A 14533-nucleotide genomic window follows, 5' to 3' on the forward strand; every position below is an offset into this window, starting at 1 on the left:
TAAGCAGTTTATGAGTAAAATAATCTATTAAAATATTCTAGTTCTGGTTCTTATTTTGAATATGTTGCAAAGCAAATTCTTGAGTCTTTCTATGAGAATGGTACAAATCTTCATCTTCTAGACCAATGGCCAGGGCAGAAAACGGATGAAGTAAGGAAATGGATTGAAACATTAAAATTTATTTCTAATATCTTTAATTTTTGATTTCCTTCTTTTATTAAGCTTATAAAGTAACTTTATTCTTAGTTTAGATGGCTTTTTAAAATCATACATATTAGGATAATTATTTAAATAAGAGCTATTCTTTAAGAAGTAGTTATATAACTCAATATCTAGAGCATTGTTCTCTATTGCTTTTGCCTTTTGTAAATCAGATAAATCCGAAAATATAATATATTCGTTTTTTTTACTTCTTACATTTTTTTGTTGGGCAGTTCCATAGAATCGTTTATTAAGCAAATGATCTAAATGATTTAGAGATTGGAAATACCGGTTAGCATCTCCAACAAAATCAAATCTATCTAAATAATTAATAGCTTTATCTATATTATTCTCCCCAGCCAGTTTATTGACCATGAAATTATTCATGTATTCACGTGATAGAAAGTGCTCAATATCTCTAGTAAAACCCATCTCTTTATCATGATTATATTGGGACATGTAACGCTCTAAGGGTTCACGAAGGAAAGTGATATTAAAAGATTTCTCTAGCTTCAAAAAATCCAGATAGGGCCTTACAGAATGGCCTCCAATTCCTGAGGGATATAATTTCTTTATTTGTTTAAACTGTTCATAAGTTAAATCATTTTTTCTATCGTTACCGCCAAATTTATTTTTCGTAATATGAATATATCTGAAATAATTAAGTTGCAATAATTCATTAAAACTTGTACCAGCACATTTTTCAATATGGGTGAATATGATTTTCATTTATAGATTTTATTCAGTTTTCCATTAATTCGTTTTTTATAACTTTTCAACTTAAGTCTAAATTTCCTCCTGTTCTCTTTTTTCTCATACCCAAAAAACACATTCTTAAATTTATTAAGCTTTAGTCTTAGTTTAGAAAACGGCTGAAGATGCATCCCAGTGTAAGACACATAAAATGATTTTGGATTATTTACATAGCTAATCTCACAAAACCTCATCATTCGTTTCCAATTGATAAAGTGAAGATACATCACTTCCTCTTGGGTTTTGGTGTTGAGTAGTTTCCCTTTATTCCATATCCAGCGGTTTAACTCATATTCCTGATGTGAATCAATCCCTCGTTCCTGATTACATAAAATCTTATCCCACTTGATTTTAAAATCGTGTTGCGTAGTCTTCAAGTAATTTGACAAGACCTGCTCATCAAACCACATAAAACGTTCTTTTTCAAACAAACTTTGATAATTGGGGACTTGCTTGTAGAGTTGCTTGAGTTCTGCTGTGTTTTTAAACAGGTTAAAATGACCCGAAATATTCTCCTTTCGACTTGAGATAATGTCGTACTTGTCTAAAATGTCAGGCCTCATAAATTTTCGAATATCACCCCAAATGATGTCCATATCACAAAAGCCCCAAAAGTCATAAGATTGAACTTCTTCTTGAAAGATATTACCATAAGCTGGCTTTAAATCGCAGAATTTTCTTGGAGTTAGTGGAACATTAGCTTTTACTACTTGGTTGACGTGTTGGTTAAGCTTAGGTAAAGTTGTCTTTAAAAATTTTAGGTTTTCAGGATAGTCTTCTGGTAACTCACAATCCGTTGGGCATAACCAATCGATACTAGGATTAGCTTTAATGGAACACAAATAGGCCTCAAACCAAAGCGGCCATTGTCCAAAGTAAGGGATGATGAGGAGGATGGATTTCAAATCAGATAGTATTAGATTAATTTAAGATAGCTTTCAGTTCACTTAAATCTTTTTGATTTTCAATTGCTGTATCTCTAGCATTATTAAGCGATGTTAATTCATATCTTAAGCATGATGGATCCTTAAACAAATCTAAGATACTTTTAGCAAAAGAACTCGGAGAGTCTTCTATCTTTATTCCTGAACCCGCAAAATGGTCTAAACCCTGGGCACCAACTGAAGTAGAAATTATAGGCAAACCGTATTCTATTGCTTCTATACTTTTAATTTTAACACCTGAACCTTCTCTCAAAGGAGTTATGGCTAATTTTGCTTCATCATAGTGTATCGACAAATCCTCAACAAAACCCAAAAACTCAATATGATCATCAAAGTCTAAAAATTCAGGACGAATATATTTTTTCACATTACCTATAACTTTGAGCCGGACGTTGTTTTCTCTTGGATATAAAAGAGGCCAGACCTGATCTAAAAACCACTCCAGACCGTAAACATTGGGTCTATAATTAGATCCTACAAAAATAATTGTATTCGATTCAACTTTCTGAGTGATGAATTCTTCATTAATAATTCTTCTTGGCTTAATGACAGGATACAAATCTATGACTTTAGCATCTGTTAGTGGTAAATTTTCAAAAATGAGTCTGTCTCGTTTACTTATGGCTATGACGAGATCAGCCATATTGAGAAGTCGTTTTTCTTCTTCCAGAGTTAGTAAACCAAAATAAGAATTATTTTTACCTACTGAGTAGTGTTGATGCCAAACGTCATGAGTGATGATAGCTTTTATTCCAGAAAATAATTCTAAGCTTTCAGCGAGAAAAAAATAATCCACAAAAACAATATCGTATTCTGATTTAGATATGCCTTTTAAAAATTTAATCTCCCTTTCTGATGGCAGTTCATTATAATATTCTATCTCAGGTTTGAAACCAAAATAATATTTCCACTTAAACAAAAAGAGATACTTTAAGGACACTAATTTACTAGATATAGATATAAATCCTGGAAGCACAAGTTTGTATGGAAGGTCAGTAGTTATAGATTTTCTTATTTTGGAAGATTTAAAATCTAATTTCACTACTGTAATATCATATCCTAAATCGTCAAACCTTTTAATAACATCTAAAAAATATCTTGAAGGAGCTGAATTTCCTTTTAAATCGAATTTCCTTGAAATAAAAAGTGTTTTTTTTTTCATAAACCAAATTTCAACCTTAGGTAAGTAAAGTTGTGTTTTATAAAGCCTTTAATTCGATAAGGTTCAAACTTATTCCATTTAAAATAGTCCATATTAAGCTCCTTAACTTGTTCTCTATTGAGTCTGTATAAGTTTCTATGAAGTTTACGATTTAAATCTGTGAGTCTTTTTTTAAAAAAAACACTAACCTCATCATTTTCTCTATGTAAATGTGATAAAACTTTTTCCAATTGATACCTATTCCACCATACGAATATTTTATCGTGTTTTTTAGAACTCCAAACCCCTCCTTCATGCACTCTATACATAACAGGCTCTATGCTTTCAATATATTTACCTTTACCAAATTTTCCCAAAATCGAAAACAGTAACATGTCACTGTTTAAAATTTTTGATTCGACTTTATTAAGTATATCATGAATGTCATTTAAATTTCTAAAAAACAATGTAGGTGTAAGTATCCAAGCACCTTTGTTTAACTCTAATTCTGTATATTCTTTATCCTGTCTAAGTTTTGGTATAACTCTTTCCTGGGTTTTAGAACTGACAGAATTTAGAAAAAATGCATTATGACAGCATAGCACAAAACCTTTATTCTCCTCTAAAAAATCTGCCTGCTTTTGCAGTTTTAATGGATCGGTCCAGTAATCATCTCCTTCACAAAGGGCAATGTACTTACCTTTAGCTTGTTGTAAAGCCCAAATAAAGTTTGACATCATCCCTTTATTGCCCTTATGATTATAATAGCGAATATGGATATGCTCAGGAATATTTTTTTCTAGGAGTTCATCTATGACCTGATGAGTTGCATCTGTGGACTTATCGTTCGCAATAATCAATTCAATAGTAAAGTCAGAAACCTGGGTTAAAACACCTTGAATGGCTTCTTTAATGAAGTTCTCATGATTATAGGTGATCATGACTACTGAAACTGTAGGTGGTTTAGTCATGGTTATTCTTTACTTAATTCTCTTGCAGGGTTTCCCAGTACAATTGTATTTGGTCTGACATCTTTTGTCACTATTGCTCCTGCGCCTATTATTGCTCCCTTACCTATTATAACTTTTGGTAAGATTACAGCTCCTGCTCCCACCTGGACCTCATCTTCTATTTTGACATGCCCCAACAGCTTACATCCTGGAGATAATTCTACAAAATCTCCGATTTCAACATCATGTGTAATGATACAATCATAATACACCAATACACCCTTGCCAATTTTTACCCCATTAGATAGTTTTGCCCCAGCCATTAGAGTACAGCCTTTATCTATACAAACGTGATTTCCTTTGGTCACACTCTTATCATTTACCGATGTCAGTTGACCTCCAAGTTTCTCAAATCGTTCACATAACACCTTTCTCAATTTAGGCTTACCCAGCCCCAATATAAATCGTTGATCAACTTCAAAATGATCTTTTATCTCTCGATCTGTTTTCAAAATAGGATATATATCATAAAGCTTTTTAGGCATATCTAAATTGACATCGTCAAAAAAAGCCAGGTTTTCAACCTCATCATTCTCCTCAAGAATCTGAAGTATTTCTTTGGCTAATCCTTTGGCACCAACGACTATCATTTTAAATTTGAATTAATGATATCAACAATCCTGTAAAGATCTGCATCTTTTAAATCTACGTAAAGAGGTAAACACATCACGCGCTCGCCTATATCTTTTGCTATTTGACAATTTGACGACTGTATATAAGGTAACTCCTCTAAACTTGGAAAAAAATAGCGTCTCGGGTTGATGTTATTGTTTTCTAAGTTTGTTTTTATATTTAAAAGTTCTGTTTCAGTTTTAAATATCACAGGATAGTAGCTGTAATTCCAGTCAGTGCCTTCCCTAAGTTGTAGTTTACTTAATAGACTAAAATCAAGGTGTTGATCGTAATATTTACAAACCCGCCTGCGCTCAGATATGATTTCTTGCATGTAAGGTAAAACGCTTAAGCCCATCGCAGCCTGTAGTTCGCTCATTTTAGCATTCAATCCTAGTCCGTGATATTTCTCCGGACCATCATGACCGAAATTATGACGATAAAACATTTCATGGTAGATTTGTTTATCCTGGCAAAATAGCGCCCCACCTTCTCCGGTATGAAATAACTTGGTCGCATGAAAGCTACAGGTGGAGACATCTCCATAATTAAAAATGGATTGTCCTTTGTAGGTTACCCGAAAGCAATGCGCGGCATCGTAAATCACTTTTAAGTTGTGTTTTTTAGCAATAGCTTCAATCTCTTCCACTGCGCAGGGATTCCCGTAAACATGAGTGGCTAAAATGGCCGTGGTTTTGTCGGTGATGGCCGCTTCAATTTTGGTCTCATCAATCGTTAAATACTCCGGATGAATATCCACAAAGACCGGCGTACATTTCTCCCAAACAATACTAGCCGTCGTCGCCACATAAGAAAACGGCGTGGTAATCACCTCTCCCTGGTTAGCATAGGCATTTAGCGCAATCTGAATGGGTAAGGTGCCATTGGTCATGGGAATGATATGGTTAGCCCCTAAATAGTCTTGTAACTTTTGAGACAGCTCTTTGTACAACTCTCCGTTGTTAGTAAGCCATTGGTTGTCCCAAATGCGCTCCAAATGCTTTTGGTAATCCTCAATCGGCGGAAAAAATGTTTTGGTAACGTTGATCATGAAATAAAGTTTCTTATAGCTTTATCGAGCAAATTTACATCAATATAAGCTTCTTTGTCGCTTAGCATGTAAGAAATCCAATCCTTCTCTGGGTTGATATATTTTAGCTCGTAAAGTTTGACACCAGACACTTTCGCTAAATTTGGAAAACTTGAATTTTCACCATTATTGTGAGGTCTAAAAATCATTCCTATTGTATCAGGCTTACAAAATATTAAGTTTGCCCAAGCTGCTCCAGCTGGACCAATAATAATTTCTGCATTAAAAAAAAGTTGAATTTGCTCTTTTAAAGTAAGCTCAGAAGGATCAACAATTTCAAAATTGAAATTTTCGACAAGCTTAATTATCTGTTTTTGATTGTACTTTCTATTTTTTTGACTTCTACTTAAATACACCCTCTTCTTTAATATAGTATTTTTAGAATTAATTTCTAATTCAGAGAAGAATCTGTTTCTATAGGATTTTAAAATTTCGGATTGGAAATTTCCAGATCCAAGCTCAAACAATTTATTATCAAATTTTTTATTTGGAAGATTAATAGACGGTGAATCTATATGAATAACCTCATCTATCTTATAAGAAGTTTTTGGATTCAAAACAACTAGTTTATCTCTAGTCGTATGGAAACGTAAAGCGTCTAAATGATTTGCTGAGTTATAATTTTTTTCCGATATCAATATTTTAGTTTTACTAAAATCAAAATCATTGAACTTTAAAACCTCAAGTTTAGGTAAAATTTCTATTAACCAGTGATACCAATTGTAGTCATAAGATCCTGAGAGAAAAATAGCTCTTTGAAGATGTAGGTTCTTAGGCTCTGATTTTTTTGTGAATAAATGCGTATTATTATTAGTTATAGATCCTCTAAAATTTGCATAATTGACATCTTTAATTTGATATGAAAAATCATAATCTTGTTTATAGGCAATATGATCTTTAAACACAAATTCGGAACCCAGAACTACTGTTGCATTTCGAATAATTGCATAACCTATATTGTTTAGCTTTTTAAATGATACCTCTTGATTATCTGTAACATGATCATAAAAACCATAGTTTGTCGTTTTTAAATTCACATCTAGAGCTTTATAGGTCTCTAATTCTGAATTAAATCCAATTTTATATAGTTTAAAGTATTTTCTAAAAAGAAAGATTTTTAATAAGTCAAATAAAAAGCGAGACAATTCTGGTCTAGTGTTTAAAATCCACAGGCTAAAATTATGAACATTTTTTTCAAAAATTTTTTCTAATGCTCTCTTGTATCTATAAGGACTAAAACTCATTCAAAGCATTTATTATTTGATTCTGTTCTTCCTTCGTTATCACAGGACTTAGAGGCAAACTTAAAACTTCGTCATGTATCTTCTCTGTTAGAGGAAATGACAATTGGTTCCATTCTAAAAAGGCTTCCTGCTTATGTGGAGGAATGGGGTAGTGAATCACCGTTTGAATGCCCTTATCATTCAAGTACTGCTGAAGCTGATCTCGTTCTTTACATCGAATCACATACAAGTGAAACACATGATCTTTAACTTCTGGATCCCATTGAGGTAAATTAATCTTTGGATTTTGGATGTGCTGCTGATAATATTGAGCTGCATCACGACGTTTAATGATTTCCTTTTCTAAATACTTAAGCTTCACATCAAGGATAGCCGCCTGCATATCGTCCAGACGTGAATTTAAACCTTTTAATGAATTATGGTATTTTTTCTCACTACCATAATTACCCAGTTGGTGAATAAGCTCAGCTAAACTTTTGTCGTTGGTGGTAACTGCTCCAGCATCACCTAAAGCTCCTAAGTTTTTTCCTGGATAGAAGGAAAACCCAGCTGCTATACCAAAACTTCCTGCTTTTTTACCTTCCTTATTTTTTGCTCCATGGGCCTGGGCGGCATCTTCTATTAAAAGTAAATTATGTTCTTCACAAAATCCACTCACATCTTCTGCGAGTTGTCCATATAGATGCACACATAAAACAGCTTTGGTTTTTGAGGTTATTTTTGACCTGATTCCTTCTAAACTCAAATTAAAAGTCGCAGGATCGGGTTCTACTAATATTGGTTTAAGCTTATTCTCGGTTAGAGCAAGTATACTGGCGATATACGTATTTGCAGGAACGATGACCTCATCTCCGTCTTGAAACTTTCCTTGAATGATCAAGGCTCTAAAAATCAAAATTAAAGCATCCAGACCATTAGCAACACCAATACAATGCTTGGTTCCGCAGTAATTAGCAAAATTAGTTTCAAAACTGGAAACTGAAGTTCCTTTAATATACCAACCTGAATCTAGTACGTTTAGAATGGATGCAGTAATTTCTTCTTGGTATTGCGCATTAATAACTTTTAAGTCAAGAAATTGAATCATTTCAGTTTTTTAATTAATTTAGCTGGAGTACCTGCATAAACAGAATAACTTGGAACATCTTTTGTCACTAGAGAGCCTGCACCTATAACAGAGCATTTACCAATTGTGACATTGGGCAATATTGTCACACTCGCACCCAACCATACTTCATCTTCTATTTTAATAAAACCCTTTTTAGTATATTTTTCTTTAACTCCCTTGATTTTATTAATTTCTACACCATTGTTAGCACAAGAATCAACGACTAAAATAAGATTTGGACCGATCGAAACATTGTTACCTATTTCAACTTTTCGGTTATCACTAAACTCATCTATAGCAATTTTTAAACCTAAATTAGAAAAAGTATTTTGGCCCATTACGATTCCCATTTTTCTTAGGTACAGCTTTCTAACCCTTGCATCTGTGTAATAATATGCTATCAACTTGACAAATCTAGATGGCATTCGAGCGTGAAACCTTGTAAGAAGCCAGTATAGTAATTCGTCTAGATGAGATAAATTAATAATTTTCATATGTAATTTTAAAATCAAAGAACATCTTATCTATTTTATCTTTTACAAATTTATTTGCAGTGTCCAATCTATAGGATTCTTCAAGACGACTTAAATTCAATTCATCTAGTTTTGTTTTCATAACTTTTAAATCGTTAGGATCACAAAAGTAGGCTTCACTTCCAATGTTTTTTACAAAACCTAAAGTTTTATGTGCTTTGGGATCATGACCATAATCTAAAACCATAGTTGGTATATTTTGTGAAAAACCAGCTACTGCACCATGAATTCTTCCAGATATTAATAAATCAAAATTGGCTATAAATCCTTTGGTTTGGTGTTGAGACAATATTTCATCAAGCAGTTTAATTTGATTTTTAAAACCTTTCTTGCTTAACAAATCAAACATCATTTTAGCATGCTTAAAATCTGAGCCAGGAATCTGAACAAAAGGAGTAGGTGGTAATTTGAAACCATTAGCATGAGACATAAAAATAACTTGATAGTCAGGATTTTTTGTTAAGAAATTACTCACCAATTCAACAAACTTGGAATAGTCTGATGCTTCTCTAGGCCATTTATTGTGTGGCCCTTCTTCAAAATTAAAACCACATAAAATAAATCCGAGCGTTTTTTTGTCTTCTAAAAAATACCGTTCTTTTACTACTGATTTAAGCGTTTCAGGCTCAAAAAGAAAAGCGGGACAAGCATAGCTTCCAACTTTTTCTGTATTAATATTAAAGTTTTCTAGCACTTTTAAGCTTTCTGATTCTCTATTTCCGACAAAATTAAAGTTTTCGAAAACTTGTTTAGCTAATTCAAAATTATCGTCTACATCAAAAGGACCTGGTGAAGATGCTATAAAAGCTGTAAATTTTCCTAATTCTTGAGCAACTTGATTTTTTTTAACTCCAACAATAAAACGATCTTTCTTAAGCAAGGATGCATTTTCTCCCCAAATATCACCACTAAAATCAATTACTAAATCGCTTTCCAATACTTGTCTAAGATAAGGAGTTAGGCTATCTTCTTCAATTTCAGCACCCTGCTTTATTTTTTTTGCTAAGCTTACTTCTTCATCAACATCTTTTTCATTTTGAGCTGAATTTAAATCATAGTACAATTCCATGGGAACAGACGAAACCTTTTCTGCTTTACAAAATCTATCTGTAAGTTGTAAAGTTGTTTTTATTATAGAATTTGGAAAATACTCGTGAAGCTTTCTGAAGAATGGTTCTAATATATAATAATTACCAATATTTCCATATTCAATACGGTACATTTCCATAGTCGTTTGACCTATTACAAATATTTTCATTCTATAACGATTTGTAGGTTAATGTGAATTTTAAAGAAGTCAATGCGCCTATACTTTCCTTAAAATTTGAAAGACCTGAGTTAATTTCACCTTCATCACTTGAAGGTCCTAAATCTAATATTTCAGTACTTGTGTTTTTGTAATACTTCAACATTTCAAAAGCTAAAAAGTTCATAGGTCTTGATTTGGAGTATTCAGGTAAATCTCCCCAATAAATTAATTGTTTAGCACTGGCATTAATGCCAAATACTAAAGCTGATGCAATCATAACTTCATCTTTAAAAACAGCAAATACATCGCCTTCAAAATTTGACAAATTAATTATCATTTGCTCTTTGGATATCTTTAAAGGATAAGACTTTGCAATCCGGTTAGCTTTTATGACATCATAAGCAAAGCTATATTCTTTTTGTCTTAGCTTTTTAAATTGAAGAGATGCATTATTCGCTACTTTTAAATTCCTTCTGGCATCTGAGTTTATATATTCTAAATACAAATTCTCTTTAAATAAATTTATATCTAAATGATGATTGTAATCAGTATGTTGGATTATAAAATCTTCATCTAGCAAAGATTTAGTTATTAAATTAATGTAGCGCTTGTCATAAATATTTGATGGAAGTGTAATAGAAATTGTCTTCTTGACTTTAAAAAAATATTCCTTAATAAGTTTTATTACAGATATGTAATTTTCTGGTTTTTCTTGTTTTCTTACACTTTCTATACACCAGTATGGAGCTGGATTTGGTAAATTTAAAAAAGGGCTAAAATCCTCGACTATGTAAAAAAGAAATTTTGTCTTTTGTTTCTCACCAACTATCTTAAAGAAAGAAAACTTTTTATCGTTAGGAAGGCTTTCTAAAAAATGGGTTTTATTATATAGAAATCGAAAATAGTACTGTTGACCTTGATATTCTTCTTTGTCTATTTTGATAATTTGCATTAATTACTTTTTTAAAAAATAATCATAGTCTCTAATATAATCAGATTTTTTATAAACATCTGAAGCTAAACATAACAAAACAGCATTATGTGAAAATTTAATGGTCCGCCAGTGCATAGGTGGAATATATAATCCTACTTCAGGAGAATCTAAAATAAAGGTGGATTTTTCACCGTTAACATTAATTAATTCAAATTCAATTTTGCCATTTACCGCAAAAATGCATTGTTCCAGTGCTTTATGTGCGTGATGACCTCGTGTCACCTTATTTGGAGTATAGTAAGTCCAGTATACGCGCTTTATATTGAAGGGTATATTTTCCTGATATTCGGCTACTGTGATGTAGCCTAGTTCTGATGAGCCTATTGAATTTAAGAAGATCTTTTCGGGCTTTTTTTCAATCAATATTGGACCATGTTTTTTCATTATTATTGGCTATTTTAAGTAATTCATCCGTTTTATTAATTTTGATTTTATAAGATCTCTTAAAATAATTACTAAAATCTTTCTTAAAGTATTTGTTTGATAATTTCCTGATTTTAAGCTCCAGTTTTAATTGTTCAGGAGTTTGTACCTTAGCTGTATAAGAATTCAATTCGGATTTTTTTGTTTTATTTTCTGTTGAAAGTCTAATTCTTCTTTTGAAGAACGGAATCTCAGAATTTATTCCAAAGAGGTCATCAATACATAGTTTTTCTTTCACTAATTTCTCAAAATCAAATATGTGAAATTTTAAATTTAATTCATTAAACACATTAATAACTTCATCGAGTTTGTATGGCTTTACAAATTCTGAGTGCAAAAAAAGTTCAAATGATTTTTTAAGTTTAGGATTTAAATTACTGTGATACTCAGCATATGCTGATGGTATAGCTTTTATAGAGTTTCTGTAGCAATAAGCTAGATGTATATTAAAAGAATCTTGTAGGCAAGCTAATTTCTTAAGGTTACATATCCAATTCTCCCCATATAGTATAAGTTCTTCTGAGTACATCAAGTTTTTGTAATGTGATAAATTATTTAAGTATGAAACAAAATCATTTTTATTTTTATTTCCATAAATATATTTTAAAAAAACATTAGCATGTTTGTTTTTTTTCTCATCATATCTCTTTGGTTTAATTCCTATATATGAAAACCCTCTATCTTCATTGCTTAGTAACCAATGCTGTAGGGATGTCGTACCTGTCTTTGGTGGTCCAAGATGAATTAGTAAATTTTTCTTTTGATTCTGCATTTATTATTTAGCTAATGTAGTTTTTGTTTTTATCAATAATGGCGGCCATACATCAAGGTTATGTTTGACCTGAAAGCTTAACACATCATTAATTCTTAAAAATGGGTTCTTACCATAAGCTTTGCCTACTATTAAATTCATATTATAAATACCTTTAGATAGTTGCAGGTTCTTTACATAAAACACATACGTTAGGTTTCTTTTATCAATACTTTCAAAAATTCCATCAAATGGCTCTAATTGAGCCACTGGTCTTTGTTCTTTATCAAAAATTGTAATATAAGGTACTGGAATCTTATCTAATTTGGAAGTAATCTTTAATTCAATTTGAATATCGTCATTCCAATTAATTTGAAATAGACCATCACTAAAGTCATGGCTTTTTATGTGAATGTAATCTAACACTATATTATTATCAGTGTATAAAATTTTCACATCATTACTTGCAAAACGGGTATAATACAAATCAATCGCTTTAGACACATCTTCTCCCTGAAACTTAGCTTGCCCTTTGTCCATCAAAATGATCTGGTTGCATATTCTGGACACCATAGGCATAGAATGTGAAACAAATATAATGGCTGTATTGGGTAAGATGGTATCAATAGTTTTAAAGCATTTTAAGACAAAACCTAAATCACCCACCGCCAACACCTCATCAATGATCAGGACATCGGGTTCCATTTGAGCAGCAACGGCAAAACCGAGACGTACCTTCATCCCGCTGGAATAATTACGCACGGGCATGTCTATAAATTCTTCCAGCTCGGCAAAGTCTATAATGTGCTGTAGCTTCTCATCTATTTCTTTACGGGTAAAGCCTAAAATAGCGCCATTGTTATAAATATTCTCTCGTCCGCTTAAGACTGGGTTGAAACCAGCGCCCAGCTCAATGAGCGCCCCTACTCGACCACGCATCACCACCTTACCTTCATCGGGGTTGATGAGGCCATTAAGAATTTTAAGCAATGTGGATTTCCCTGCTCCATTATGACCAATCAAGCCCAGACATTCGCCTCGCTTTAGTGTAAAACTGATGTCTTTAACCGCCCAAAACTCCTTAGGTCTTAGCTCGCGTTTTTTCTTATTACCAGAGTAGCCGGCAATCAAGTCTTTAACACCATACCACAAGCTGGTTTTAAGGTCTTTACAAAATTTCTTGGACAGCCCAGTCACCTCCACCAAAGTCTCTTTGCTGGTTGCAACTTCTTTATCTTCCGCTACGGCGATCTCTTGTTCCTTCATTAGTTTAGGCACTTAAACGTTCAACAAATATAGGAATCGAAATGCGGTAAAACACCAGCGCTATAAAAAACAAAGGAATACAGGCTGCCAGCACAATGATGAAATAAGTCAAATAGGTAGGTGGCAGGCCAACTGCCAGATTACGTCCTACTGTGATAATAGGGGTTAAAGGATTGAGCTCCATGAGGGTTTTCATCAAACCTGTTTTCGGGACCGCATACACAACCGGAGTAGCATACATCAAAAATTGCATCCCAAAGCTGATAAGCTTTCCAATATCCTGGTATAACATGCCAATTGGCGTGAGCAGTAAACCTATAGTATTGCCTACCACCAGACCGCCTAAAATCGCCAGTGGAAATAAAAGCAAACTCCAGCTTAACTCAATGCCATAAGCGAAAATAAAAATCAGAAGTAAAATGACTTTCACCGAAGAATTAAAGAGCAACTTCAATATTCCAGAGGTAATTAAAGCTTCCTTCGGAAAATTGATTTTAGAAAGAATGGACTTTGCAGAGTTGGTGCTTTGTATGGGTGAATTAATCGCCTCGGTAATAATAGACCACAATAATGTTCCTGCAAAAGCATAAACCGGATAAGGAATACCGGTATCGGTTAACTTTACAGTTCCGCTGGAATTCAAAAACATCCAGACAAAAGCGGTCGCCAGAGGGGTCACAAAAGCCCATAAAATTCCTAGATAGGACTGTCTGTATTGTGCAGAAATATCTCTTTTAGCCAATTGGAAAGCCAAAAAGCGAGAAGCATTGAGATCGCGAAGACTTTCTACCAGTAACTTAGGTAAATTCCGATTGGTTTCTTTTTGGTAAATGCGCGTTTGCATTAGCTAAGTTTTGGTATTATCCATAAAAGGTGAAGTTAACTATAATTCAACGTCTTAAAGTCTTCAAAATTATATACGAAGCTTGCTGAGTTGAGATCGGTTTTAAATTCTTAATTCTGTGCCAAATTTACATTTTTTGTTGGATTTATAGTGACTAGTGAGTCGTGAATCGTGAATTTTGAGTCGTGAGTCGTGAGTAGATTTTCAGTTCTCAGTTTTCAGTTGACAGTTGACAGTTGTTGGTTTTCGGTTTTCGGTAGTCGGTTGTACGTCCCTGATATAGGTTGACCACTTAAAGTCAATTTATATGAAAGCCAATGTAAAATTAATTCAAAAGCAGCGTAGTTTTTCGGAAGAGTTTAAGCGTTCC

General features: G+C 32.9%; 16 protein-coding genes. All 16 read right to left on the reverse strand.

The window, feature by feature from the left end:
- Positions 1-37 precede the first annotated feature (37 nt).
- Entirely contained in the window at positions 38-172 is a 135-nt protein-coding gene (locus ACFQ0R_RS12055) for a hypothetical protein (protein WP_379658635.1), read from the reverse strand.
- On the reverse strand, positions 172-930 hold the full coding sequence (locus tag ACFQ0R_RS12060) for a sulfotransferase family 2 domain-containing protein (RefSeq protein WP_379658636.1): 759 nt from the start codon (positions 928-930) through the stop codon (positions 172-174). The genes ACFQ0R_RS12055 and ACFQ0R_RS12060 overlap by 1 nt, the downstream gene beginning before the upstream one ends.
- Positions 927-1859: a DUF6625 family protein gene (locus ACFQ0R_RS12065; protein WP_379658637.1), complete on the reverse strand. Its 933-nt coding sequence runs from the start codon at positions 1857-1859 to the stop codon at positions 927-929. Before ACFQ0R_RS12065 ends, ACFQ0R_RS12060 begins: the two co-directional genes overlap by 4 nt.
- Positions 1860-1875: 16 nt before the next feature.
- Positions 1876-3060 carry a glycosyltransferase gene (locus ACFQ0R_RS12070; protein ID WP_379658638.1) on the reverse strand — a complete coding sequence of 395 codons (1185 nt, stop codon included), beginning with the start codon at positions 3058-3060 and terminating at the stop codon, positions 1876-1878.
- Positions 3057-4010 carry a glycosyltransferase family 2 protein gene (locus ACFQ0R_RS12075; RefSeq protein ID WP_379658639.1) on the reverse strand — a complete coding sequence of 318 codons (954 nt, stop codon included), beginning with the start codon at positions 4008-4010 and terminating at the stop codon, positions 3057-3059. Before ACFQ0R_RS12075 ends, ACFQ0R_RS12070 begins: the two co-directional genes overlap by 4 nt.
- A 2-nt stretch (positions 4011-4012) precedes the next feature.
- Positions 4013-4639, reverse strand: coding sequence for an acetyltransferase (locus tag ACFQ0R_RS12080; RefSeq protein ID WP_379658640.1), 627 nt, complete (start codon positions 4637-4639; stop codon positions 4013-4015).
- A complete protein-coding gene (locus ACFQ0R_RS12085) occupies positions 4636-5712 on the reverse strand; it encodes a DegT/DnrJ/EryC1/StrS family aminotransferase (RefSeq protein ID WP_379658641.1) in 1077 nt (358 codons plus the stop codon). Before ACFQ0R_RS12085 ends, ACFQ0R_RS12080 begins: the two co-directional genes overlap by 4 nt.
- Positions 5709-6788 (reverse strand): glycosyltransferase family 61 protein, encoded by a 1080-nt coding sequence (locus ACFQ0R_RS12090; protein ID WP_379658642.1) that lies wholly within the window; start codon positions 6786-6788, stop codon positions 5709-5711. Before ACFQ0R_RS12090 ends, ACFQ0R_RS12085 begins: the two co-directional genes overlap by 4 nt.
- 196 nt (positions 6789-6984) lie before the next feature.
- Complete coding sequence (locus ACFQ0R_RS12095) at positions 6985-8082, reverse strand: DegT/DnrJ/EryC1/StrS family aminotransferase (RefSeq protein WP_379658643.1); 1098 nt, start codon at positions 8080-8082, stop codon at positions 6985-6987.
- The gene (locus ACFQ0R_RS12100; protein ID WP_379658644.1) at positions 8079-8597 is read right to left on the reverse strand and encodes an acyltransferase; all 519 of its coding nucleotides are present in this window, start codon (positions 8595-8597) and stop codon (positions 8079-8081) included. The genes ACFQ0R_RS12095 and ACFQ0R_RS12100 overlap by 4 nt, the downstream gene beginning before the upstream one ends.
- Positions 8584-9894, reverse strand: a complete 1311-nt coding sequence (locus ACFQ0R_RS12105) for a polysaccharide pyruvyl transferase family protein (RefSeq protein WP_379658645.1) — start codon at positions 9892-9894, stop codon at positions 8584-8586. The genes ACFQ0R_RS12100 and ACFQ0R_RS12105 overlap by 14 nt, the downstream gene beginning before the upstream one ends.
- Before the next feature lies 1 nt (position 9895).
- Positions 9896-10837, reverse strand: a complete 942-nt coding sequence (locus tag ACFQ0R_RS12110; protein WP_379658646.1) for a hypothetical protein — start codon at positions 10835-10837, stop codon at positions 9896-9898.
- A 3-nt stretch (positions 10838-10840) separates the two neighbouring features.
- Entirely contained in the window at positions 10841-11263 is a 423-nt protein-coding gene (locus ACFQ0R_RS12115) for a sugar 3,4-ketoisomerase (protein WP_379658647.1), read from the reverse strand.
- On the reverse strand, positions 11235-12074 hold the full coding sequence (locus ACFQ0R_RS12120; protein WP_379658648.1) for a hypothetical protein: 840 nt from the start codon (positions 12072-12074) through the stop codon (positions 11235-11237). The genes ACFQ0R_RS12115 and ACFQ0R_RS12120 overlap by 29 nt, the downstream gene beginning before the upstream one ends.
- A gap of 3 nt (positions 12075-12077) precedes the next feature.
- Positions 12078-13331, reverse strand: coding sequence for an ABC transporter ATP-binding protein (locus ACFQ0R_RS12125; RefSeq protein ID WP_379658649.1), 1254 nt, complete (start codon positions 13329-13331; stop codon positions 12078-12080).
- Positions 13324-14163 carry an ABC transporter permease gene (locus ACFQ0R_RS12130; RefSeq protein WP_379658650.1) on the reverse strand — a complete coding sequence of 280 codons (840 nt, stop codon included), beginning with the start codon at positions 14161-14163 and terminating at the stop codon, positions 13324-13326. The genes ACFQ0R_RS12125 and ACFQ0R_RS12130 overlap by 8 nt, the downstream gene beginning before the upstream one ends.
- Positions 14164-14533: the final 370 nt, after the last annotated feature.

It is taken from the genome of Psychroflexus salinarum (genome assembly GCF_042677225.1).
GTDB classification, from domain to species: Bacteria; Bacteroidota; Bacteroidia; order Flavobacteriales; family Flavobacteriaceae; genus Psychroflexus; species Psychroflexus salinarum.

Bases quoted from the DNA above. Each gene is read 5' to 3' on its own strand.
- ACFQ0R_RS12055 (WP_379658635.1), bottom strand. From the start codon at position 172: ATGTTTCAATCCATTTCCTTACTTCATCCGTTTTCTGCCCTGGCCATT.
- ACFQ0R_RS12060 (WP_379658636.1), bottom strand. From the start codon at position 930: ATGAAAATCATATTCACCCATATTGAAAAATGTGCTGGTACAAGTTTT.
- ACFQ0R_RS12070 (WP_379658638.1), bottom strand. From the start codon at position 3,060: ATGAAAAAAAAAACACTTTTTATTTCAAGGAAATTCGATTTAAAAGGA.
- ACFQ0R_RS12075 (WP_379658639.1), bottom strand. From the start codon at position 4,010: ATGACTAAACCACCTACAGTTTCAGTAGTCATGATCACCTATAATCAT.
- ACFQ0R_RS12080 (WP_379658640.1), bottom strand. From the start codon at position 4,639: ATGATAGTCGTTGGTGCCAAAGGATTAGCCAAAGAAATACTTCAGATT.
- ACFQ0R_RS12085 (WP_379658641.1), bottom strand. From the start codon at position 5,712: ATGATCAACGTTACCAAAACATTTTTTCCGCCGATTGAGGATTACCAA.
- ACFQ0R_RS12095 (WP_379658643.1), bottom strand. From the start codon at position 8,082: ATGATTCAATTTCTTGACTTAAAAGTTATTAATGCGCAATACCAAGAA.
- ACFQ0R_RS12100 (WP_379658644.1), bottom strand. From the start codon at position 8,597: ATGAAAATTATTAATTTATCTCATCTAGACGAATTACTATACTGGCTT.
- ACFQ0R_RS12105 (WP_379658645.1), bottom strand. From the start codon at position 9,894: ATGAAAATATTTGTAATAGGTCAAACGACTATGGAAATGTACCGTATT.
- ACFQ0R_RS12110 (WP_379658646.1), bottom strand. From the start codon at position 10,837: ATGCAAATTATCAAAATAGACAAAGAAGAATATCAAGGTCAACAGTAC.
- ACFQ0R_RS12115 (WP_379658647.1), bottom strand. From the start codon at position 11,263: ATGAAAAAACATGGTCCAATATTGATTGAAAAAAAGCCCGAAAAGATC.
- ACFQ0R_RS12120 (WP_379658648.1), bottom strand. From the start codon at position 12,074: ATGCAGAATCAAAAGAAAAATTTACTAATTCATCTTGGACCACCAAAG.
- ACFQ0R_RS12130 (WP_379658650.1), bottom strand. From the start codon at position 14,163: ATGCAAACGCGCATTTACCAAAAAGAAACCAATCGGAATTTACCTAAG.